Raw genomic sequence first — 21830 nt, 5'->3', positions numbered from 1 at the left:
CGCACAATTGCCGGAGCATGAGATGAGTGAAAGAAAGCCGCCCCTGGATGGGATCAAGGTACTGGATTTGTCCCGGGTGCTGGCCGGGCCCTGGTGCACGCAGAATCTGGCTGACCTGGGCGCGGACGTCATCAAGGTCGAGCGTCCGCAAGGCGGGGACGACACGCGCAAGTGGGGGCCCCCGTACCTGAAGGACGCGGCCGGTCACGACACCAGCGAGGCGGCGTACTACCTGAGCGCCAACCGCAACAAGCGCTCGGTCACTGTGGATATCGGCAACCCCGAGGGCGCCGAGCTGATTCGCCAGATGGCGGCGCATTGCGACGTCCTGGTCGAAAACTTCAAGGTGGGCGGGCTCAAGAAGTACGGGCTCGACTACGAGAGCCTCAAGGCGCTCAATCCGGCCCTCATTTATTGCTCGATCACCGGGTTTGGCCAGACGGGGCCACTGGCGCCGCTGCCGGGCTACGACTTCGTCATCCAGGGCATGGGCGGGCTCATGAGCATTACCGGCGAGCGCGACGACCGCCCCGGGGGCGGGCCGCAGAAGGCCGGCGTGGCTGTCACGGACATCATCACCGGCATGTACGCCACGGTGGCGATCCTGGGGGCGCTGCACGAGCGCAACCGCAGTGGCCTGGGCCAGCAGATTGACCTGGCCTTGCTGGATTGCCACGTGGCGATGCTGGCCAACCAGAATCTGAATTACATGACCTCCGGGGTCGCGCCCAAGCGTGCAGGAAATGCGCACCAGAACGTGGTGCCTTACCAGGTCTTTGAAGCCAGCGACGGCGAGCTGATCGTGGCGACCGGTACGGATGGCCAGTACCGGGCGTATTGTGGGGTGCTCGAGCGCCCTGATCTGGGTACGCATCCCGATTACGTCACCAACAGCTTGCGTCTGAAGAACCGGGTGGCGCTGATCGCCGAGCTGGAGGCCATCATGCGCACCCGGCCCCGCGATTATTGGGTGGCACAACTGCAGAAGGTGGGCGTGCCCTGCGGCCCGATCAACAATTTGCAGCAGGTGTTCGACAACGAACAGATCAAATACCGGCAGGTCTGGCGCACCTTGCCGCATCCGCTGGCGGGCGAGGCGCCAACCACCGCCAGCCCCATGCGGTTTTCCGACACGCCGGTGCAATATCGGGCGGCGCCGCCGTTGCTGGGGCAGCATACGCAGGAAGTGCTGGCGGAATTCGGTCTGCAGGCGAGCCCGGCCGCCCTCGGATCGGTCAAGTCTTCCTGAGCGGCGGCTTGGTTTTCAGCGTTTTCAAACGGGGCGCCAGCCCCGGTTTTTGGCGGGAGTACGACATGTCAAATTCCAACCCTGCTGATTGGGTGGGTCACAGCGAACATTGTGTCGATAACCTCGACATCGGTCATGCCGAGCAGGTGGCATTCAGCCTGGGCGACCCAGCCCCTGTCGTGGGTGCGGCACTGCCACCTCTGTGGCATTGGGCGTTTTTCGTCCGGTCACAGCCCTACGAGAGTCTGGGCCAGGACGGCCACCCGCATCGGGGTGGTTTCATGCCGCCGGCCGATCACCGCAACCGCATGTGGGCGGGCGGTCGCGTGGACTTCCTGCAGCCGCTGCGGGTCGGTACGCCGGCTGAGCGCCGCTCCAGCGTCAAGGGTGTGGTCGAGAAAGAAGGGCGCACCGGCAAGCTGTTGTTCGTCACGGTGGCACACGAATACGTCCAGGACGGTGCCGTATGTATTGCCGAAGAACAGGATATTGTCTATCGCGAACCGTCGCCGCCCAGGCTGGCGGGCACCAAACCTGTGCCGCAGGCGCAGTGGTCCGAGACCGTCACGCCCGATGCCGTGCGTCTGTTCCGGTATTCGGCCGTCACTTTCAATGGCCACCGAATTCATTATGACCTGGCGTACGTACGCGACGTCGAGGGCTACCCTGGCCTGGTAGTGCATGGGCCGTTGATTGCGACGTTGATGTTGCGGGCCTTTACGCGTGCCCACCCCGAAAAGCGCGTGAGGTCGATGTCGTACCGCGGGTTGCGGCCGCTTATTGCACCGACTCCGTTCGAGGTCGCGGGACGATCCGATGCGGCCGATACGGCGCAACTATGGGCCGGGCAGGACGGCACTTTGGCCCACTCGGCGGAGATCCGGTTCTAGCACCCCGTTTGATCCGGATATAGGTGCACAAGCGGGTCAGGCGGGACAGGGCCAGCCGCTTCGTGCGGCCGGGCCTGCGTGTCACTGTGGCAGGAGCCTGCCCACAGTCTTGGTGCTGGCCAGTGACCAGACCGACTGAATCAGGTGCTCGATTTCGGCAGGCTGGGCCGCGTTCTGGTAGCCCCCCAGGCGCCGGACCTTGTCTTCGATCTCGGCGCGCGTCAGCGTGTTGTCCGGGTCGCCCTTGGGGATGTCGACCCGGCCTTCCAGCGTCAGGCCGCGACGGGTGGTGACCGTGACTTTGCCGATCCACTTCTGCGGGTAGGCGGCGTCGACTTCCGGATCGAGTTCCATGGTGACGCGGCGGCAGAAATCCTTGATTTCAGGGTCGGCTAGCGCCTGATCGAATTCGGGCAGGCCCGCTCGCTGGTATTTGGCGATGAGCCCCAGCACGGTGCCCATGGAAAACTTGGATTGGTGCACAGTACTGGGGTTCACTACCGGCCCCAGCACGTCGATGGCACCTTGGTGCACGTGCGCGACAACCGAGGCGATATTGTCGATCTGCAGCTCGTGACGCTGCATCACGTCGAGCAGCGCATCCGCAGCCGGGTGAGTGTGGCGGCAGGAAGCGTGATACTTGAACGAAGTTTCCAGTACGGCCCAGCGGCTGCCCAGACCGTCAACCAGGCGGCTCGGGTCGGCGTCCTTCGACATGCCGGCGGCCATGCCCTGAGCGCCTTCCAGGATGTGGCTGGCGCCCGTGAAGCCGTCGTGCGCCAGCCAGGCGGCCATGAGCCCGTTGCTGGCGGCCTTGGCGGTGTGCAGCTGCTTGGAGTCGGCACCGTCGCGCAGGAACTCCCACAGGCCGGCGGCCTGCGTGCCCGCCGAGCCCAGCGCATGCAGCATTTGCCGGGCGTCGAGCCCCAGCAGCCGCCCTGCGGTCATGGCCGAGGCAATCGTGCCCGCCGTTCCGGTGGTGTGAAAAACGGTGTAGTGCGAACGCCCGAGAAATTCGCCCGTGCGGATGCCGGTTTCGTAGCCTGCCACCGCGGCCGCCAGAAGCTCTTTGCCGGATTTCCCCAGCGCCTGAGCCAGCGCCAGGGCAGGTGGAAACACCACGGCGGCAGGGTGAAACACCGCGCCGTTGTGCACGTCGTCCTGTTCGACCATGTGGGCCGCAGCGGCGTTGACCATCGCGGCGAAGGCCGGGCTGGTACCGCTTCTGCTGACAAGGTTTTCGGCAGCGCCTTCTTTGGGGCCCATGGCCTGGGCGTAGGACAGAATGGCTTGTACGGGGCGACCGCTGGAACCCGCTAGAATAGATGCCAGGCAATCCAGCAGCAGGTCCTCGGTACGTCGCAGGACGGGTTCGGGGATGTCATTGAACTGCAGCTCGGCTGCAAATTGCGCGAGTTCCGCGCTGAAGTGTCGCATCATGGCTCCTGAATGATTCCTTGATTGCGACTTTGCACCTTCACTGCAGGTTTGCCTATTTCTGTTTATTGAAGAACCACTTAAGCTGGCTGGAGGGTTGCGCGAAACCATGGCGTCTCATTTTGACCTGACCGATATGCAGCTGCTCGTCAATGTGGCCAGCGCCATGAGCCTGACCAAAGCCGCCGAGCATACGTTTCTGTCGTTGCCGGCTGCCAGCAATCGCGTCAAGAATCTGGAAGGCTACCTGGGTACGCCCCTGCTGTATCGCAACAGCCAGGGCGTGACACTCACGCCCGCCGGCGAGGCCTTCGTGCGCCATGCTCGCATCGTGCTGCACCAGCTGCAGCACTTGCGCGGCGATATCCAGGAATACGCTCAGGGCGTGAAAGGACGGGTGCGGGTGTATGCCAATACCACGGCCATGAACGAGTTCGTCCCGGCGGCGCTGGAGCGCTATCTGGTGAGCCACCCGGCCGTCAACATCGAACTGCGCGAGCGTCTGAGCTATCAGGTGGTGAAGGCCGTGGCCGAAGGCGCCGCCGACATCGGCATCACGGCCCAGGGCAGCGGGGGCACCGGGGTCCGGTTCCTGCCCTATCGCAACGACAGGCTGGTACTGGTGACGCACAAAGACCATCCCCTGGCCAAGATGAAAGAGGTCCACAGCTTCGTCAGCACGCTGGATTACGACTTCATCAGTCTGGCCGAATCCAGCGCCATCCATTCCTTTCTGCTCACGGCGGCTGAAGACAGTGGCCGGTTCCTGCGGGTACGGGTCGAAGTCAGCAACTTTGAAACCGCCTGTCGCCTGATTGCTGCGCAGGTGGGCATAGGGGTCATCCCGGAAACGGCCGCCCGTCGATACGTGCAGGTGCTGCCGCTCAAGATCATGTGTCTCACCGACGAATGGGCGCTGCGCAAGCTGCACATCTGCACGCGCGATGCCACGGAATTGCCGGCGTTCTCGCAAGAACTCGTCGATCTTCTGGTGGCCGATGCGGCGCAGGCCTCCGAGGACAACCGCCCCGATCTTAAGATTGTGTAAAGCCCCTGTTCGCCAAAGCCAAATTGTCAGGCGGACCCGATTCCTTCACTCTAGAAAGCACGGCGCATCACGCGCCCGCTTTCACGAGCAAGAACGGACAAGAGGGTTTTCATGGTCAAGGCGCAGGATCAATTCCAGGACATTCGCGATGCCATACGCGATTTGTGCTCTCAATTCGGCGACGAATATTTCCGGCATGTGGATGAGAAGCGGGGCTATCCAGCCGAGTTTGTCGACGCACTGACCAAGGCCGGGTGGCTGGCAGCGCTCATCCCGCAAGAATACGGCGGATCAGGCCTGGGCCTGACTGAAGCGTCCGTCATCATGGAAGAAATCAACCATGCGGGCGGCAACTCGGGGGCCTGCCACGGCCAGATGTACAACATGGGCACAGTGTTGCGCCATGGCTCTGAAGCCCAGAAGCAACAGTGGCTGCCCAAGATTGCCAGCGGTGAACTGCGCCTGCAATCCATGGCCGTCACCGAACCCACCACGGGGACCGACACTACCCGCCTGAAGACCACGGCCGTGCATAAAGACGGGCGCTACGTAGTCAACGGTCAGAAGGTCTGGATCTCGCGCGTGCAGCATTCGGACCTGATGGTGCTGCTTGCCCGCACTACTCCGTTGGACCAGGTCAAGCGCAAGTCTGACGGCATGTCCATCTTCATGGTGGACCTGCATCAGGCCATTGGCCACGGGCTCACGGTGCGGCCGATTCTGAACATGGTGAATCACGAGACCAACGAGCTTTTCTTTGAAAATCTCGAGATCCCCGAAGAGAACCTGATTGGCGAAGAAGGCAAGGGTTTCAAATACATTCTGGATGGCCTCAACGCCGAGCGTACGCTGATTGCCGCCGAGTGTATCGGCGACGGCTACTGGTTCGTGGACCGCGCCCGCAAGTACGTGAGCGAACGCATGGTGTTCAACCGTCCCATCGGCCAGAATCAGGGGGTGCAGTTCCCGATTGCCCGTGCCTACGTCAACGTCGAGGCGGCCAGCCTCATGCGCTATCAGGCCTGTGAGCTTTTCGATGCGCACCAGGACTGCGGCGCCCAGGCCAACATGGCCAAACTTCTGGCGGCGGATGCCTCATGGGAGGCCGCCAATGCCTGCCTGCAATCGCATGGCGGTTTCGGCTTCGCCTGCGAATACGACGTCGAACGCAAGTTTCGCGAGACCCGCCTCTATCAGGTGGCACCCATCTCCACCAACCTGATTTTGTCTTACGTGGGTCAGCATGTCCTTGGCATGCCGCGCTCGTTCTGAAGGAGATCCCCCATGTTGCCCTTGAAAGGCATGACGGTCGTCACGCTCGAACAGGCCATCGCGGCACCGTTCTGCACGCGTCAGCTGGCTGACCTTGGCGCGCGCGTCGTCAAGATCGAGCGCCCTGGCACTGGCGATTTTGCGCGTGGCTACGACGAGCGCGTGCGGGGTTTGTCCTCGCATTTCGTCTGGACCAATCGCTCCAAAGAAAGCCTCACACTGAACGTCAAGCACGGTGCGGCCGACGACATCCTGCAGCGCCTGCTGGCCAAGGCCGACGTGCTGGTGCAGAACCTCGCGCCCGGTGCAGCAGCCCGGCTGGGTTTGTCGTTCGAAGTGTTGCACGAGCGCTTTCCTCGGCTGATCGTTTGCGACATTTCCGGCTATGGCGACGAGGGCCCGTATCGTGACAAAAAGGCCTACGACCTTCTGATCCAGAGCGAATCCGGTTTCGTGTCCGTGACGGGGTCGCGCGATGAACCCGCCAAGGCGGGGTGTTCCATTGCCGACATTGCCGCCGGCATGTATGCATACAGCAATATCCTGGCGGCTCTGCTGCAGCGCGGGCAGACGGGCGAAGGCCGCCGCATCCAGGTGTCCATGCTCGAGAGCATGGTCGAATGGATGGGCTACCCCATGTACTACGGCTTTGACGGTGCCCCGCCACCGCCGCGCAACGGCGCCGCGCACGCCACTATCTACCCTTATGGCCCCTTTGCGGCAGGCGACGGCAAGACTGTCATGCTGGGTCTGCAAAACGAGCGCGAATGGCGCACCTTCTGCGAGCAGGTGCTGCAACGCCCCGAGCTGACCGAAGATGCTCGCTTTTCATCGAATTCTCGTCGTTCGGCCAACAGCGATGCGCTGCGGGCCATCATTCTCGATGGTTTTTCGACCTTGACGGTGGACGAAGTCGTCGCCAGGCTCGACAAAGCCAAGATCGCCAACGGCCACTTGAACGACATGGCCGGTGTCTGGCACCATCCTCAGCTGCAGGCGCGCCGCCGGTGGGCAACCGTGCAAAGCCCGGCGGGCGAACTGCCTGCGCTTCTGCCGCCTGGGGCCGATGATGTGGATGATGTCCGGATGGATCCCATCCCCGCCGTGGGCGAGCATACGCAGGCCATTCTGGCTGAGCTGGGTTTTGACGATGCTGTCATTGCGCAGCTGCGCACCGAAGGAGCCATATGACGATCCCCGCTTTTCTGCAGAACCTGGCGCTGCCCGTGGTGGCGGCGCCCATGTTCACGGTGAGCTATCCCGAACTGGCGCTTGCCCAGTGCAAGGCCGGCATCGTGGGTTCCATGCCGGCCCTGAACGCCCGCTCGCCCGAGCTGCTGGATCAGTGGCTCACGGACATCGCAGCCGAGCTCTCACGTCATCAGGCGCAGCATCCAGATGCCATCGTAGGGCCGCTGGCAATCAACCTCATCGTGCACGCATCCAACGCCCGGCTGGCTCAAGATCTGGACACCTGTGTGCGCCACCGTGTACCCATCCTGATTTCTTCGCTGCGGGCCCCATCCCCCGACGTGATTGCAGCCGTCCATGGGTACGGCGGCATTGTCCTGCATGACGTCATCAATTTGCGCCATGCGCACAAGGCGCTGGATGCCGGGGTCGATGGTCTGATTCTCGTGGCGGCGGGTGCGGGGGGCCACGGCGGCTTGCTCTCGCCCTTTGCGCTGGTGGGCGAAGTCCGACGTTTCTTTTCCGGGCCCCTGGTGCTGTCGGGCGCCGTGGCTTCGGGGCGCAGTGTGCTGGCTGCGCAAGCCATGGGGGCTGATCTGGCCTATGTGGGCACGCGCTTTATCGCCAGCGAGGAAGCGCACGCGGACCCGGCCTACAAGCAGGCCATCGTCGAATCGGCCGCTGCCGACATCATCTACAGCAATCTGTTTTCGGGTGTGCACGGCAACTACCTCAGATCCAGCATCGAGCGGGCAGGCCTGGACCCAGATCACTTGCCGGTGGGCGACAAGAGCACCATGGATTTCAAAACGGGTGGCTCTCGAGCCAAGACCTGGAAGGACATCTGGGGCGCGGGCCAGGGGGTTGGCCTGATCGATGACATCCCCACGACGGCAGAGATCGTCGATCGATTGACCAAAGAATACGAACAAGCCCGCACGCAGCTTGCACGAGGCGCAGTATCCACCGAGTTCTGTGGCAGTTGATAAACACCAAGGAGAGGCAAGATGATTCAAAAATTGAGCAGCCTGCTCGCGCTGGGCGCAGTGGCCCTGTGCTTTCAGGCGGGTCCCGTGAATGCCGAAGAGTTCACCGTGGGGGTCGACCTGCCCCTGACAGGGCACTTTGCCAAGCAAGGCCTCGGTCAGATGCGTGGCATCAAGATCGCGGTTGAGGCCTTCAAAGAGGCCTCGGGGGGCAAGGACAGCATCAAGCTGATCACCATCGACAACGAATCTCAGCCCGCCAAGTCGGTGGCTGCCGTCGAGAAGCTCGCCAGCCAGGGGGTCATTGCGATCACGGGCGGTTATGGGTCCAACGTGGTGAGTCCGGCCTCCGAGGCCGCCAACAAGCTGGGCGTGCCGTACGTGTCCAGCGGTGCCATCGCCGACAGCCTGACCAAGCGCGGCCTGAAGTACTACTTCCAGATTCTGAACACCGACGGCTATTCCAAGCCGGTGATCGAACTGATCAAGACTTTCAAGGTCAAGTCCGTTTCGCTCATCTACAGTACGGCCGAATCTACGTCTGCGCTGGCCAAGGATGCACAGAAGGGCCTGACGGCAGCAGGCGTGAAGGTCATGATGCACGAATACGAACCCAGCACGACCAATTTCACGCCCATCGTGAACAAGGTCCGACTGCAGGACAAGCCCGACATCCTGTTGATGGTGGGCTACCAGAACGAAGAAATCGGCATCTTGCGGGCGGCCAAACTGCTCAAGCCGACTGTCAAGGCAGTCGTGGGGACGTACGAGGTCGCCGTGCCCGAGATGGTCACTGAAAACCCCGATCTGGTGCAGAACGTCTTTGGCCTGTCGTTGCTGAGCTTCCCGGCCGAGTTCCCGACTCCGGACGGCAAGAAGTTCTCCACCATCCACCGGGCCTTGTTCCCCAAAGAGGATTTTGGCTACATCGAGGAATACGGCTACGCGGGGGCCAAGGTGGTCTTTGACGCCCTTCTGAAGGCGCAGGCAGCCAAGGAAAAAATCACGCATGACAGTCTGCGCGACATCATCGCCAAGACGGATGAAGACACGGTATTGGGCAAGATCCGCTTTGACGCGGGCGGCCTGAACACCGAATACATGCAGCACATCGGTCAGATCCAGGGCAAGAAGGTCGTGATCGTCTGGCCGGATGATCAGGCGACCGGAAAAATGGTGTATCCAGGCCTGCCGTGGTAGGTGCCTGAACGTCTGCGGGTCGGGCCTGGCTCAGGCCCGCAGGCTGCACATTCAGTAAAGGTTCTTCATGACTGATCTTATCCTACAGTCCATCTATTCCGGGATCTTGCAGGGTGGCCTTTATGCGCTCATCGGGCTGGGTCTGGCCCTGGTTTTCGGGACGATGAACGTCATCAATTTTGCCCATGGCGAGCTGATCCTGCTGGCGGCGTACATGGCCTATATGGTCGAGACCCAGCTCGGAATCAGCCCGCTCTTTGCCATTCCGGTGGCGCTGGTGCTGGTCTGCCTGTGCTCCGTGATCATTTATTGGCTCATCAGCCTGATTCGTGCGGATCGCGAGTTGAACTCGCTGATCCTCAGCTACGGCGTGGCGGTGATCATGACCAATGCCTTCCTGTTCATCTGGAAGGCTGATCCCCATTCGACCGGCTCGGCCTGGCTGCAGGATGCCTTCGTGGTGGGGCCGCTCTTCAGCATGCGCGCCCAGGTGCTGTTCTTCATCATTGCCGCCATTTTGCTGGTGGGGCTCTGGTGGTGGTTGTCGCGCAGCTGGTATGGCCGCGCGGTGCGTGCCGTAGCCAGCAATCGCGCGGCGGCCAAGCTCATGGGCATCAACCCCAACACCACCGAAATCATTTCCTTTCTGATTGCTGGCATCCTGGCCTCGTTTGCCGGGGTCGCCATCTTCAGCTACGAAGTGATTCAGCCGTCCATTGGCGAGTCGCTCACCATCAAGGCCTTCATCATCACCGTGCTGGCGGGCCTGGGCTCCATCCCCGGGGTGCTGATTGGCGGCATCCTGCTGGGGCTGGTCGAGGCTCTGACGGCGACGCTGTACAGCTCGGCGCTGCAAGAACTGGTGGCGATGGTGCTGTTTCTGCTGGTGCTGTTCTTCATGCCCAACGGGCTGTTTGGTCTCAAGGCAAGAAGGGGATGAGCATGCTGAATTCCAAAAAGACCGGGGTCTGGGTTGCCCTGCTCATCGTCGCTTATGCCGTTATTCCGTGGCTGCTGGGTAACAGCTATGTCATGAGTCTTCTGGTGGCGGCGCTCATCATCGGTGGCATTGCGCTCGCCTGGGCGCTCTTGAGCAACCTGGGCGGCATGCTGAGCTTCGGCCATTCGGCGTTCTTCGGGGTGGGGGCGTATGTCTCGGCCCTGCTCACCATGAAGGCAGGCGTAGGCGTCATGCCCGCCATGCTGATTGGTGGGGTGGGGGCGGTGGTGGCTTCGGTAGCGATGCTGCCGGTGCTGCGCCTGCGCGGGGTCTATTTTGCGCTGGCGATTCTGGCGTACGCCATTATCTTTCGTGTCATCGCGACGCAATGGGAATCCATGACGGGCGGCTCCGCGGGTCTGGCCAGCATCCCGCACCTGCCCACGGTCTGGGGGATGGATCTGTCCAGCCGGATCGGCAGCTACCTGGTGATCCTGACGCTGCTGGTCGTGTTTGCGGTGGTGTACAGGCTCATCTGGACGAGCCACTACGGCATGGCGTTGCGCGCCATGCACGGCAGCGAGGACGCCACTCGCGTGGTGGGCGTCAACAGCGTGCTGCTCAAGGCTCTGATGCTGTTCGTCTCGGCCTTCATGACCGGGGTGATCGGCGCCTTCAACGCGCACTACATCAACTTCCTGGAGCCCGATTATGCGTTCAGCGGCACCTGGGTCATCCTGCCTGTGGTCGCGGCCATCTTTGGGGGTTACCGAACCATCAGCGGACCTATCGTCGGCGCCCTGGTGGTGTATCTGGTCGACCAACTGATCTTCAAGGATTTCATTCCCGTGGGTCACCAGCTGTTGCTGGGGGCCTTGTTGGTCGCCATGATCATCGGCAGTCCCAGCGGCCTGGTGCCTCTGGTCACGCATCGGTTTCGGGCGCGTGCCTTGTCCCGATAAGCAACGAGAGTGGACATCCATGCTTAAACTTGAAGATCTCACGGTGCGTTTCGGGGGCCTGATCGCGGTCAATTCGGTCAGCCTGTCCGTCAATACGCACGAAATCCTGGGGTTGGTGGGTCCCAACGGCGCCGGCAAGACGACGCTGTTCAACGCCATCTCGGGGCTGGTGCGCCCCACCAGCGGGCACATTCTGTTCGATGCCGAGTCCATCGAGCGCATGCCATTGCATCGTCGGGCCCGGCTGGGAGTGGGGCGCACCTTTCAGGTGCCTCAACCCATGCAGGTGCTGACCGTGCGCGAGAACCTGCTGGTAGCGCAGCGCTTTGGGGCGGGGCGCGTCGACGCCGCCAAGCTCGACGAGGTTCTGGCGTTGACGAACCTGGCGGACAAGGCCGATTTCGACGCCGCCACCCAGCTGGCACTCACCGAGCTCAAGGCGCTGGAAGTCGCCAAGGCCCTCGTCACCGAACCCAAGCTGCTCATGCTCGACGAAGTGCTGGCGGGGCTGGAGACCGCTGGCAAGCAGCGGTTCATGACCATGCTCAAGGCTTTGCACGAGCGCTATTCCCTGAGCATCATCATCATCGAGCACGACATCGAGACCGTGAGCAATCTGTGTCACCGGGTGGCCGTGCTGAACTACGGCGAGCTCATCGCGGATGGCACCCCGGACGAGGTATTCCGGGACCCGGAGGTGATCAAGAGCTACACAGGAGCCGACCATGCTTGAAGTCTCCAACGTGCGGGCCGGCTATGGCGTGATCAACGTCCTCTGGGACGTGTCCATGCAGGTGCCCGAAGGGCAGCTGACGACCATCATCGGCCCCAATGGGGCGGGCAAGACCACTTTGCTGCGCGCCATCATGGGCCTGGTGCCTCTGACGCAGGGCTCCATCCGGTTTCAGGGACAGGCTTTCGAGAAGACGCCTACCTGGGAGATGCTGGGCCGGGGCCTTGCGATGATCCCCGAAGGCCGCATGATCTTCAAAGACATGTCGGTCGAAGAAAACCTGATTCTGGGCGCCTTTCCCAAGGCCAGTCGGGGCGACGTATCCACCAATTGCGAGCGCGCCTTCGAGATGTTCCCGCGCCTCAAAGAGCGTCGCCGCCAGATGGCCGGCACCTTGTCGGGGGGTGAGGCGCAGATGCTTGCCATGGGGCGCGGCTTGATGTCCAACCCCAAGGTGCTGCTCATCGACGAACCGTCATTGGGCCTGGCGCCGGTGATCGTCAACGAGCTGTTCGATACCTTGCAGCGGCTCAAGTCCGAGGGTCGGACGATTGTGCTGGTAGAGCAGAACACCCACAAGGCAGTGGGAGTGGCCGATCAGGTGCACCTGATGCGCAGCGGCAAGCTGGTGCTGTCTCAGGCCGCCCATGACGTAGACGTGGCCGAGCTGCAGCAGCGGTACTTTGCGCACTGAGTCATATCTTTTTTCTGACGTGGGGCTGAGTGGATGGAGGAGCGCTTGAGATGAGCGCTGCCACAGCTTCGGCGCGCGCTCGCCACTGGCGTGGCCCTGTCTCGTGGATGGATTCGCCGCTGGCATCGACGGCCACGGTCACGGGCATGTCACGCACCTCGAATTCGCGAATGGCTTCCATGCCCAGGTCTTCGAAAGCCAGCATGCGAGCCGACCGGATCGCCTTGGAGACCAGGTAGGCGGCGCCGCCCACTGCCGTAAGATAGGCCGATCCATGTTTCTTGATGGATGCGATGGCCTCCGGCCCGCGTTCGGCCTTGCCGATCATGGCGATCAAGCCCGTCTGTCCCAGCATCATGTCCACGAACCCGTCCATCCGGTTGGCGGTGGTGGGGCCGGCCGGACCCACGATCTCGTCGCGCACCGGGTCCACGGGGCCCACGTAGTAGATGACGCGGCCCCGGAAGTCCACCGGCAGGGATTCCCCGCGTGCCAGCATGTCGCGGATGCGCTTGTGGGCGGCATCACGGCCGGTGAGCATGTGCCCGGAAAGCAGCAGCCGCTCTCCCGCCTTCCAGGTGGCGATTTCTTCGCGCGTGAGCGTGTCCAGGTTGACGCTGCGGGCCGCCTTGTAATCGGGCTGCCAGTGGACTTGAGGCCATTCGGACAGCGAGGGGGGAGTGAGCTCGGCCGGGCCGTGGCCATCGAGCACGAAGTGGATGTGGCGTGTGGCCGCGCAGTTGGGGATCATGGCCACGGGCTTGGAGGCGGCGTGCGTGGGCCAGGTCTTGATCTTCACGTCCAGGACCGTGGTGAGGCCGCCCATGCCTTGGGCACCGATGCCCAGTGCGTTGACCTTCTGGTAGAGCTCGACGCGTAACGCCTCCAGTTCGTTTTGCGGGCCGCGTGCCAGAAGCTCGTGCATGTCGATGTCGTCCATGAGCGACTGCTTGGCCATGAGCATGGCCTTCTCGGCCGTGCCGCCTACGCCGATGCCTAGCATGCCGGGCGGGCACCAGCCTGCGCCCATGTGCGGCACGGTCTTCAGCACCCAGTCAACCATCGAATCGTTGGGGTTGAGCATGACGAATTGCGATTTGTTTTCGGACCCACCGCCCTTGGCGGCGACCTGCACGTCGACCGTGTCGCCCGGAACCAGTTCCACTTGCAGCACGCACGGGGTGTTGTCGCGTGTGTTGCGGCGATCGAAGAGGGGCTCGGCCACAATGGAAAAGCGCAGCGGATTGTCGTCGTCGCGGTAGCCTCGACGCACGCCTTCGTCGCAAAGTTCCTGCAGGCTGCGGCGCGTGTCGAAACGCACGTCCATGCCGATTTTCAGGAAGATGTTGACGATACCCGTGTCCTGGCAGATCGGGCGGTGCCCCTCGGCGCACATCCGCGAGTTGGTCAGGATCTGCGCAATGGCATCGCGCGCAGCCGGGCTTTCTTCGCGTTCGTAGGCGCGCGCCAGGTGGTGGATGTAATCCAGAGGATGGTAGATGCTGATGTATTGAATCGCATCTTCGATGGACTGGACGAGATCGTGTTCGGTAATCGTCGTCATGGTGATGCCTGTGTCAGTGAGTGGGTTCTGGAGGTTGAGCGCCCACTCGGTCATTGTCCCACCGAACCGTGGGGGGATTCATCCGGGAGGCGGGCGGGAGGGATGTGTCGGCGGCTTGCAGACGCTGCGCATGGTTTTCGGCCATGTGTCTGCGGTCTCCGGATCGCAGCGTGACGCCGATCTGGTCGAAGAATTCCAGGTAGCGGATAGCAAGACCCCGGCCGGTGCCGATGGCGTCGCGGAAGGCGGCGGCCGTGATCCAGCCGTCGGCCTGTTCCTGCGCGACGGACTGAGCGGTGTCGGCGAGACGAGCCAGTGTTTCGCGCAGGCAGAACCGGTTGGGCGCGATACGTCGCAACTCTCCGCCACGGCTCTTTCGGTGCAGGAAATCACGCAGCGCCTGCTCTCCAACCTGCAGTTGCCGGGCCAGATCCGGCAGAGGCGGGCACTGCGCTCCGGCCGCGCGCAGTGCTTCGCGCACGCGCAGCCACATCGCCTCATCCTCGGGGGTGGCCGTGCTGTCGTGCCCGGGTAGGCTCAGGAGATCGTTGGACAGAATCAGGTGCCGGCGATCGGCCAGGAGCCGTACGAAGGCGTGGAAGGCGAGTTCCGCCAACCCTGCGGCGATGGCCTCCCGCAGGCGATTCAACGGCATTCCCTGAGACTGCGGGTGCTCTTGGTGGAAGCTGCGCAATGCTGCGAGCACGGCGGCGGTCAGTGCTTCGGCCTGGCCTGGTGCCAGTCCCACGGGCGGGCGGGTATTCAGCACGACGGTGCGGGTCTTGCGCAGCGGCACCGCCATCCCCTCGGGCGTAAGGTTCAGCCCCTGCGCGTACTGGTCCAGATCGACGCCGGCCGTGCCCTGCTCCAGCAGGCCCGCCAGAATTCCGGACTCCGACGCGCGCTCATAGATCTGCCGCAGCGCCAGCGGCCGATCACGCCGCCGGCCTCGGCGGGGTGCAAAAGGGTTCAGCACCGTGCCGCCTGCCAGGGTGCGCCGTGCGCTCTGGTCGCGCAGAATGAAGCGGTCGCCCCACAGCGCGTGCATGGGCTCTTGCGGGATGATCTGCACCAGCCCCGAGGTGCCTGCCGGGATCTCGCCTTCGCCGGTCACGGCGATGCGCGCCGGGACGTCGCCCGTGCCGTGGTGCAGGTGGACAGGGGTCCAATGCCGCAGTGCGTGGGCCTCGGTGCCGAGCACCTGGATACGGGCATCGAAGCAGCCGGTGATGCAGTGTGTGGCCGTGCTCACGATCCACTGGCCGCGCGCGATCTCCTGTACGCCGATATCCGCCAGATTCAGGGCGCAGCGCTGGCCGCGTGTGGCATGGTCTGCCGACCGTCCATGGATCTGCAGGCTGCGGACTCGCACCCGCCGCCCCGCGGGCGACAGGATCAGCACGTCGCCTGCGCAAACTTGCCCGCTATGTGCGGTGCCCGTCACCACCGTCCCGATGCCGGGCAGGGTGAAGGCCCGATCGACAGGCATGCGGAATCCGTGCGTGGGGTCCTGGCGGGGGGCGGATCGCCGAGCGGCGTCGTGCAGCCACGCACTCAGATCGGCCATGCCTTCGCTCGTGCGCGACGACACGGCGAACATCGTGGCTTCGCGCAGCGTGGTGGCGTGCAGCGCCGCTTGCAGGGACTCGGTCACCTGCTGCACGCGCGCTGCCGGAACGAGATCCGTTTTGCTCACCACTACAGCGCCCACGCCTACGTGCAGCAGATCCAGAATGCGCAGGTGTTCTGTCGTCTGCGGCATGATGCCGTCGTCGGCCGCCACGACCAGCAGTGCAGCGTCGATGCCGGACATGCCTGCCAGCATGTTGCGGATGAAGCGCTCGTGGCCCGGGACGTCGATGAAGCTCACGGGCTCGCAATCGTCGAAATCCAGGTGGGCGAAACCCAGATCCAGCGTCATGCCTCGCTGTTTCTCCTCGGGCAGGCGGTCGGTGTCGATCCCGGTCAGGGCTCCGATCAGCTGAGTCTTGCCGTGATCCACGTGCCCTGCGAGTGCGACGATCAAGATGCACTCCCCATGGGTGGCAGTGCCAGTTGATCCAGGAACGCCCGCTCGCGGTCCGGGTCCAGGCAGCGCAGGTCCAGATACAGGCTGCCGTCGTGGACGCGTCCGATGACGGGGATGGGCAGGGCGCGAAAAGCGCGCGCCAGAGCCTGTGCATCCCGGGAGCCGATTTTGAGCGCATGGCTCTGGATGCCTTCAGTGGGGAGCGAACCGCTGCCCATCTGGGAAGTGACGGCCACGATTTCGACGTGGCAGCGCACACCCAGCGCCGTGCGCACCGGCGGCAGGAGCCGTTCGGCCTGCTCCTGGATGTCCGCCGCAGAGCGGGTGAGCAGGCGCAGCGTAGGCAATTCGTGGGCTATCGCCTCGGGGTGCAGGTAGAGACGCAACACGGCCTCCAGGGCGGCAAGTGTCATCTTGCCAGCGCGCAGTGCGCGCTTGAGCGGGTTGCGGCGCAACGGCTCCACCCACGCCTTGCGGCCCACGATGAGGCCGGCCTGCGGCCCTCCCAGCAGCTTGTCGCCGCTGAAGGTGACCAGGTCTGCTCCTTGGGCGAGCTTTTCCCGGGGTGTGGGTTCGTGCGGCAGGCCGTGGTGTTCCAGGTCGATCAGGCTGCCACTGCCCAGATCCGTGATGAGCGGTAGCCCGTGGCGGTGCGCCAGTGGCGCCAGTGCCGCTTCGTCGACGGCACAGGTGTATCCCTGGATGCGGTAGTTGCTGGCGTGCACCTTCATCAGCACGGCCGTGGCAGGCGTGAGGGCGGCCTCGTAGTCGGCCAGATGGGTGCGGTTGGTGGTACCGACTTCGACCAGGGTGGTGCCGGCGCGCCTCAGAATGTCGGGGATGCGGAATGAGCCGCCGATTTCGACCAGTTCTCCGCGTGATACCAGCGTCTCGCGTCCCGACGCCAAGGTATTGAGGGCCAGGAAGACGGCAGCGGCATTGTTGTTGACGACCAGCGCGGCCTCCGCCCCCGTCAGAGTCTGCAGAAGGGATTCCACAGACTGGTCGCGTTTGCCGCGCGAACCCGTGTCCAGGTCGTATTCGAGGGTGATCGGTTGCGCCATGGCGCGCGTTACGGCTTCGATGGCGGTCGCAGGCAGCGGAGAACGGCCCAGGTTGGTGTGCAGCACCACGCCCGACAGGTTGAAGACGGGCCGAAGGGCGGTTTGGTTGAGGGCCTGCAGGCGCGCCGCGCAGTGGCTGGCGCAGGATTGCGCCGAAATCGCTCCTTCGGTTGCGGGCTGGGTCCGGGCCTGGTGCAGCACGTCGCGGAGGCAGGCCAGCACTTGTGTGCGGCCGTGGTGCGCGATCAGGTGCAGGAAGGCCGGCTCGCGCAGGAGCGCGTCTACGGACGGAATCTGCCGACGCGGATCGCGAGGGGCTTTCATGCAAGGGGCGGTGTGGGTTGGCGGAAGGGAGTGGGAGTCGAACCCACGAAAGACTGCCAGGCAGCCTCAACCGGGTTTGAAGTCCGGCCGCCCCACCGGGGACGATTCCCTTCCTGGGAAATCATGATCGAGCACGCGCCTGAATGCCGAGGGCAGCGTGCCGAGCGTCTTCCAAAGCCTGTGTAAGCCCGCCCCCGAATCCGGCGCGCACCTGGCCGATGGCCCAGAGGCCGGGAAGCGCGGTTTCGCGGTGTTCGTTGGTGTGCAACGCGCCAGTGTCGTCCCGAGCGACGGTTGGAGGGGCGATTTCGCTATTGGGGACCAGCCCCGTCATGACGAAGAGGGCTGCGACCGGCAGGTCCTGCAGCGCGGTGGTAGTGGCCCGCGTGTCCTGCAGGCGCACGCCTGTGACCCCCTGGTCGTTGCCCAGCACGGCAGCAACAGTCGTGTGGGTGTGCAGCTCGACGTTGGGGGCGGCCTCGATCGGGCGCTGTGCCGCGTCGGGCGCCTGAAGCCGTTCGGACGCGCACACCAGATGGACCGTGGCGCATTCCCGCGCCAGCAGCAAAGCATCCTGTACGGCCCAGGGCCCGTCGCCTGCGATGGCCACGCTCGCACCGGTGTACAGAGGGGCGTCGCAGTCGGCGCATTCCGACACGCCCAAGCCCTCGAATTCCGCGGCCCCGGGGATCTGCAGTTTCTGCAGATGCGCGCCGCTGGCCACGACTACGAAGCGGGCGGTGAACGTTGCGTCACCTGCTGTCACGTCGAAAACGTTGCCATTGACCTGCATGGCCGTGACGGCATCCGGCACGCTGCGCACCCCTGCTTTCCGGTTGCGTACCGCCAGTGTGGCCGCATAGTCCATGCCAGACAGGCCGTTTGCCGGTTCGAAGTCCGAGAGTTCGTTGACGTTGATCACCAGACCGCCCGGGAAGCCGGGTTCGAACTGCGTGACGCTCAGGCCTGCCGCCACGAGCTCTCCCGCGCACGTCAACCCGGCGATACCCGCCCCAATGATGATGACGTCGCAGGGTTCAGTCATGTTTTCAGATTCTCCTGGTGCAGTCAGGGCGGGTCTCGTTCGATGAGAAGCGCCACGATGTGGGTGACGGCGGTCTTTGCCTTTTCGCGCAGGATTTCGTCGCTGTTGTTGGCGATCGGGTGGCTGATCACGGCAAACGGATACCCCGTCACGCCGTTGAGTTCTGCCATCAGCTGCGCGCTGCGGACGAACCGGTCCGTCATGATGCCGACGGCGGGAATCCCCAACCGTTCGGCCGCAATGGCGTCATGCAGACTGCACGACGAGCAAGAGCCTCAGTCACCAATGCCGGCGATGATGGCGTCGGCGCCTGCAATACTGGCCAGCATGGCTGCCGGTACCGGCTTGGTGGCATCGGGTTTTCGCACCCGCAGGAACTCGCGCACGCCGTAGTCGGCCCTCAGCCTTTCAGCGAGGGCGTCGAACAGCTTTTCCGTGCCGATCTTGGCGTTGTCGATCATGCCGATGACGGACCCTTTCAGGGAGTCCAGCGGTGCTGCGGGGTGAAAGTCCCCGTCATCGGCGGATAGCGTGGGATCCAGTACTCTGAGTGTCATAGGTGCTCCTCATGGGGCGGTCGTCTGGATGGGGGTGGTGACGGCCAGTGATTTCTTTCCATACCAGGGAGGCGCAATCACGCCAAATCCCCCGGCAGGCCCCCCGGCGGCAACCACGAGCAAGTCCTCGGGGGTGCGCAAAGCCTTGTAGATTCGTTCTTCATCCTTGCGGCCCGCCACGGCAGCCTTGCCCACGTCGCGCCATTGCCGGCGCTGCACCTGGGCATGCTCGAACGCGTAGCGGCGAATGTCCTGTTTGGTCCAGCCGGCCGCATTGAAGACCTCGCGGTGCTGCGGAGCCACGATCATGGCGTAATTGCCTTCCCAGATCGAGTATTCCAGCATGTTGCTGCGCATCGAGGCGCAATAGGTGTCCAGCAGCTCTTCGGGGTCTCGTGTCCACTCGTTCATGACCTGGTGGGGGGATTCCACGGACAGCACCGTGACCGCCGAGGTGCCGACGGGTACGCCGCGTTCTTGTGCCAGCGGCACCCATGCGCTGTCTTCTTCGTCTTCCGCGATGCAGAAGGTGAACTTGCCGGGGTGCCCCAGCGTAGCCCGGTCCAGCTGACCCGGCACACTGCCCAGGACGTTGATCAGCAGCAGGCGCACGGTGCGGCCGATACTGGCGTTGGCGCGGCATGCGTTGGCCAGTGCATTGTGCGTGGCATTCATGCCGAGCTGGCGGCGGATGGGCCCGTTCACGATCACCAGCGGCGCGGCGCCACCCGTGCTTGCCGTGCATCCGTGCAGCCCGAACTGTGGTTCGCACATGGCCTGGACCATGGCCCGCACCACGGGCATGTACTCGGGCAGACATCCAGCCATGACGGCTGCGATGGCTACTTTTTCAGCGCTGATGTGGCGCCGCCGTACAGGTTCGGTGCCGATGACGTCTGCGGGATCCAGCCCCATGGCTTGCACGAATGCCTGCACGCGCGCTTCTGTGGGCGCCACGATGGGCAACCCATCGGTCCAGCCGTTGCGCTGGTAGAGCTCGTTGGCCTCGAAGGCGTCGTCGACTTCGAGGACGGTGCTGGACAAAGATGCTTCGGCCATGCGCAGGTCTCCTGAGTGGAGAGGGCGTCCCGCGTAACGGGAACCCACGATGGTCCTATTGTCGTGCACGCGTCCAGGACTTCAATTGCGATTTCGTAAACACTCACTACAGTATTCAGAAAGAGCGGTTTTCTTGACAATGCTTGTGACCAACAGCTAATTTGACAAGACGCGATATTTCTGATTTTGCCCTTTAAGCGCGCTGTCATCTTCGGCGGTTTCTGGAGCCATAGGTCGTGAAAACATTACGGTCGCCGGGCGACACCAGTGGCCTTCGGAGGTAGACAAAATGAGTATTCTTCACAGAATCGGCCGCAAGACTCTATGGCCCGTGGCGGCCGCCCTGGTCGGGCTGGCCGTAGCCCCAGTGCCCAGCATGGCGGCTTCTCCCATCATCATCGGTGCCACCAGTTCCGATACGGGTCCCTTGTCGGCGGACGCCACAGAAAACCTGATGGGGATGAAGCTGGCCGTGCAGCAGGCCAATGATGCGGGCGGCTGGCTGGGGCGCAAGCTGGAGCTCAAGACCTACGATGACGAAAGCCAGCCTGGTACGGCCGTGCGGCTGTACACGCGTCTGATCACCGAAGATCACGCCAATCTGCTGGTCGGCCCGTATTCCAGTGGCATCAGCAAGGCCGTAACCCCACTGTTCAACAAATACAAGTTCGCCGCGATCGAGCCCGAGGCGTCGGACCCGTCCATCTTCAATTCCAGCAATCACTGGGCCATCCAGGGCCTGGCCAGTTCGCTGGGGTACCTGGAGCAGTTGCTGCCGTTGGCCAAAGAGCATGGCGCCAAGACGGTGGCCGTGCTGGGGCTGCAATCCACGTTCTCGCTGGCCTGCTATGACGCTCGCGTCGACCAGGCCAAGAAGCTGGGCATGAACGTGGTGTACAAGGCTACGTATTCCATGGCATCGGCCGATTTCAACGGCATGGCACTGGCCACCAAGAATGCCAAGCCCGACGTAGTCATCACCTGCACGTACTACCCGGATTCTGTCGGCATCGTAAAAGCGCTGCATGCACAAGGCTTCGCGCCCAAGTTCCTGGGATCCACCATCGGACCGGTGTCAGCGTCTTTCACCAAGGACGTCGGCCCGCTGGCCAACCGCATCTTCTCCAACACCTCGTGGTGGCCTACTTACAAGACCGCCGGCAATCAGGAATTCATCGCGGCGTACAAGAAGATGTTTGACGGCAAGGAACCCACCTACCACTCGGCGGCAGGTTACAGCGCCATCTACGTACTGGGCAAGGCGGTCGCGGCCACCAAGGGCCTGGATCAGGCCAAGCTGCGGGACTGGATGCTGAACCATTCCGTCGATACGGTACAGGGGCCTTCCAAGGTGAACAAGAACGGCCGCGAACTGGGGCTGTTGATGGAAATGGTGCAGGTGCAAAACGGCCAGCTCAAGCTCATCACGCCGCCTGAAAGTGCACAAGCCAAGCCCGAGATTCCTTATACGGGCCAGTAAGGAGCTGACTACCCGTGCTCCGCGCGTCGTGTCAGGCCCGAGAGTCTGCACGGCGCATGGCGCATGGTCCATTTGAAGACAGGCCCGCGAGCTGCGGGTTTTCATC

19 protein-coding genes and 1 tRNA gene are annotated in these 21830 nt (G+C 63.4%); 12 read left to right on the top strand and 8 right to left on the bottom strand.

All coding sequences use genetic code 11. The features are described 5' to 3' along the window. The first annotated feature begins 22 nt into the window (after nucleotides 1–22). Nucleotides 23–1249, top strand: coding sequence for a CaiB/BaiF CoA-transferase family protein (locus VF285_RS04820; RefSeq protein WP_346951489.1), 1227 nt, complete (start codon nucleotides 23–25; stop codon nucleotides 1247–1249). A 65-nt stretch (nucleotides 1250–1314) separates the two neighbouring features. Then, a complete protein-coding gene (locus tag VF285_RS04815; protein ID WP_346951488.1) occupies nucleotides 1315–2139 on the top strand; it encodes an FAS1-like dehydratase domain-containing protein in 825 nt (274 codons plus the stop codon). 81 nt (nucleotides 2140–2220) lie between these two features. Here VF285_RS04815 and VF285_RS04810 read toward each other — a convergent pair whose 3' ends face one another. Beyond that, on the bottom strand, nucleotides 2221–3576 hold the full coding sequence (locus tag VF285_RS04810; protein WP_346951499.1) for an MmgE/PrpD family protein: 1356 nt from the start codon (nucleotides 3574–3576) through the stop codon (nucleotides 2221–2223). A gap of 109 nt (nucleotides 3577–3685) precedes the next feature. On the opposite strand from VF285_RS04810, the gene VF285_RS04805 reads away from it, so the two are divergent. The 9 genes from VF285_RS04805 (at nucleotide 3686) to VF285_RS04765 (ending at nucleotide 12602) form a co-directional block, all read left to right on the top strand. After that, nucleotides 3686–4624: a LysR substrate-binding domain-containing protein gene (locus tag VF285_RS04805; protein WP_346951487.1), complete on the top strand. Its 939-nt coding sequence runs from the start codon at nucleotides 3686–3688 to the stop codon at nucleotides 4622–4624. 111 nt (nucleotides 4625–4735) lie between these two features. Continuing rightward, nucleotides 4736–5896 carry an acyl-CoA dehydrogenase family protein gene (locus tag VF285_RS04800; RefSeq protein WP_346951486.1) on the top strand — a complete coding sequence of 387 codons (1161 nt, stop codon included), beginning with the start codon at nucleotides 4736–4738 and terminating at the stop codon, nucleotides 5894–5896. A 12-nt stretch (nucleotides 5897–5908) separates the two neighbouring features. Next, complete coding sequence (locus tag VF285_RS04795) at nucleotides 5909–7087, top strand: CaiB/BaiF CoA-transferase family protein (protein WP_346951485.1); 1179 nt, start codon at nucleotides 5909–5911, stop codon at nucleotides 7085–7087. Beyond that, nucleotides 7084–8073, top strand: a complete 990-nt coding sequence (locus tag VF285_RS04790; RefSeq protein WP_346951484.1) for a nitronate monooxygenase family protein — start codon at nucleotides 7084–7086, stop codon at nucleotides 8071–8073. The genes VF285_RS04795 and VF285_RS04790 overlap by 4 nt, the downstream gene beginning before the upstream one ends. A gap of 21 nt (nucleotides 8074–8094) precedes the next feature. Continuing rightward, entirely contained in the window at nucleotides 8095–9273 is a 1179-nt protein-coding gene (locus VF285_RS04785; protein ID WP_346951483.1) for an ABC transporter substrate-binding protein, read from the top strand. Nucleotides 9274–9340: 67 nt separating this feature from the next. Continuing rightward, nucleotides 9341–10213 carry a branched-chain amino acid ABC transporter permease gene (locus VF285_RS04780; protein ID WP_346951482.1) on the top strand — a complete coding sequence of 291 codons (873 nt, stop codon included), beginning with the start codon at nucleotides 9341–9343 and terminating at the stop codon, nucleotides 10211–10213. Between the two features lie 2 nt (nucleotides 10214–10215). Then, entirely contained in the window at nucleotides 10216–11175 is a 960-nt protein-coding gene (locus VF285_RS04775; protein WP_346951481.1) for a branched-chain amino acid ABC transporter permease, read from the top strand. 19 nt (nucleotides 11176–11194) lie between these two features. Then, entirely contained in the window at nucleotides 11195–11908 is a 714-nt protein-coding gene (locus VF285_RS04770) for an ABC transporter ATP-binding protein (RefSeq protein ID WP_346951480.1), read from the top strand. Beyond that, nucleotides 11901–12602: an ABC transporter ATP-binding protein gene (locus tag VF285_RS04765; RefSeq protein WP_346951479.1), complete on the top strand. Its 702-nt coding sequence runs from the start codon at nucleotides 11901–11903 to the stop codon at nucleotides 12600–12602. The genes VF285_RS04770 and VF285_RS04765 overlap by 8 nt, the downstream gene beginning before the upstream one ends. A 1-nt stretch (nucleotide 12603) precedes the next feature. Here the strand turns inward: VF285_RS04765 and VF285_RS04760 are convergent, their stop codons facing one another. From VF285_RS04760 to VF285_RS04730, 7 genes are all read right to left on the bottom strand, one after another. Beyond that, nucleotides 12604–14166 carry a fumarate hydratase gene (locus VF285_RS04760; RefSeq protein WP_346951478.1) on the bottom strand — a complete coding sequence of 521 codons (1563 nt, stop codon included), beginning with the start codon at nucleotides 14164–14166 and terminating at the stop codon, nucleotides 12604–12606. A 13-nt stretch (nucleotides 14167–14179) separates the two neighbouring features. Beyond that, nucleotides 14180–16192, bottom strand: a complete 2013-nt coding sequence (gene selB, locus VF285_RS04755; RefSeq protein ID WP_346951477.1) for a selenocysteine-specific translation elongation factor — start codon at nucleotides 16190–16192, stop codon at nucleotides 14180–14182. Beyond that, nucleotides 16189–17583: an L-seryl-tRNA(Sec) selenium transferase gene (selA, locus tag VF285_RS04750; RefSeq protein WP_346951476.1), complete on the bottom strand. Its 1395-nt coding sequence runs from the start codon at nucleotides 17581–17583 to the stop codon at nucleotides 16189–16191. The genes selB and selA overlap by 4 nt, the downstream gene beginning before the upstream one ends. A gap of 18 nt (nucleotides 17584–17601) precedes the next feature. Continuing rightward, nucleotides 17602–17697 (bottom strand) — tRNA-Sec (locus tag VF285_RS04745). Nucleotides 17698–17704: 7 nt separating this feature from the next. Beyond that, nucleotides 17705–18628 carry an NAD(P)/FAD-dependent oxidoreductase gene (locus VF285_RS04740; RefSeq protein WP_346951475.1) on the bottom strand — a complete coding sequence of 308 codons (924 nt, stop codon included), beginning with the start codon at nucleotides 18626–18628 and terminating at the stop codon, nucleotides 17705–17707. A gap of 23 nt (nucleotides 18629–18651) precedes the next feature. Then, nucleotides 18652–19185 carry a UGSC family (seleno)protein gene (locus VF285_RS04735; protein ID WP_346951474.1) on the bottom strand — a complete coding sequence of 178 codons (534 nt, stop codon included), beginning with the start codon at nucleotides 19183–19185 and terminating at the stop codon, nucleotides 18652–18654. 9 nt (nucleotides 19186–19194) lie between these two features. Next, the gene (locus tag VF285_RS04730) at nucleotides 19195–20244 is read right to left on the bottom strand and encodes a hypothetical protein (RefSeq protein WP_346951473.1); all 1050 of its coding nucleotides are present in this window, start codon (nucleotides 20242–20244) and stop codon (nucleotides 19195–19197) included. 289 nt (nucleotides 20245–20533) lie between these two features. On the opposite strand from VF285_RS04730, the gene VF285_RS04725 reads away from it, so the two are divergent. Continuing rightward, complete coding sequence (locus VF285_RS04725) at nucleotides 20534–21724, top strand: amino acid ABC transporter substrate-binding protein (protein ID WP_346951472.1); 1191 nt, start codon at nucleotides 20534–20536, stop codon at nucleotides 21722–21724. The last annotated feature ends 106 nt before the right edge of the window (nucleotides 21725–21830 follow it).

The organism is Castellaniella sp., from assembly GCF_036379515.1.
In the GTDB taxonomy this organism is placed as follows: Bacteria; Pseudomonadota; Gammaproteobacteria; order Burkholderiales; family Burkholderiaceae_B; genus Castellaniella.
Note: the sequence above shows the minus strand (reverse complement) of the source record. Positions and strands in the feature narration are given on the sequence as shown.

Bases quoted from the DNA above. Each gene is read 5' to 3' on its own strand.
- VF285_RS04820 (WP_346951489.1), top strand. From the start codon at position 23: ATGAGTGAAAGAAAGCCGCCCCTGGATGGGATCAAGGTACTGGATTTG.
- VF285_RS04815 (WP_346951488.1), top strand. From the start codon at position 1,315: ATGTCAAATTCCAACCCTGCTGATTGGGTGGGTCACAGCGAACATTGT.
- VF285_RS04810 (WP_346951499.1), bottom strand. From the start codon at position 3,576: ATGCGACACTTCAGCGCGGAACTCGCGCAATTTGCAGCCGAGCTGCAG.
- VF285_RS04805 (WP_346951487.1), top strand. From the start codon at position 3,686: ATGGCGTCTCATTTTGACCTGACCGATATGCAGCTGCTCGTCAATGTG.
- VF285_RS04800 (WP_346951486.1), top strand. From the start codon at position 4,736: ATGGTCAAGGCGCAGGATCAATTCCAGGACATTCGCGATGCCATACGC.
- VF285_RS04795 (WP_346951485.1), top strand. From the start codon at position 5,909: ATGTTGCCCTTGAAAGGCATGACGGTCGTCACGCTCGAACAGGCCATC.
- VF285_RS04790 (WP_346951484.1), top strand. From the start codon at position 7,084: ATGACGATCCCCGCTTTTCTGCAGAACCTGGCGCTGCCCGTGGTGGCG.
- VF285_RS04785 (WP_346951483.1), top strand. From the start codon at position 8,095: ATGATTCAAAAATTGAGCAGCCTGCTCGCGCTGGGCGCAGTGGCCCTG.
- VF285_RS04780 (WP_346951482.1), top strand. From the start codon at position 9,341: ATGACTGATCTTATCCTACAGTCCATCTATTCCGGGATCTTGCAGGGT.
- VF285_RS04775 (WP_346951481.1), top strand. From the start codon at position 10,216: ATGCTGAATTCCAAAAAGACCGGGGTCTGGGTTGCCCTGCTCATCGTC.
- VF285_RS04770 (WP_346951480.1), top strand. From the start codon at position 11,195: ATGCTTAAACTTGAAGATCTCACGGTGCGTTTCGGGGGCCTGATCGCG.
- VF285_RS04765 (WP_346951479.1), top strand. From the start codon at position 11,901: ATGCTTGAAGTCTCCAACGTGCGGGCCGGCTATGGCGTGATCAACGTC.
- VF285_RS04760 (WP_346951478.1), bottom strand. From the start codon at position 14,166: ATGACGACGATTACCGAACACGATCTCGTCCAGTCCATCGAAGATGCG.
- selA (WP_346951476.1), bottom strand. From the start codon at position 17,583: ATGAAAGCCCCTCGCGATCCGCGTCGGCAGATTCCGTCCGTAGACGCG.
- VF285_RS04740 (WP_346951475.1), bottom strand. From the start codon at position 18,628: ATGACTGAACCCTGCGACGTCATCATCATTGGGGCGGGTATCGCCGGG.
- VF285_RS04730 (WP_346951473.1), bottom strand. From the start codon at position 20,244: ATGGCCGAAGCATCTTTGTCCAGCACCGTCCTCGAAGTCGACGACGCC.
- VF285_RS04725 (WP_346951472.1), top strand. From the start codon at position 20,534: ATGAGTATTCTTCACAGAATCGGCCGCAAGACTCTATGGCCCGTGGCG.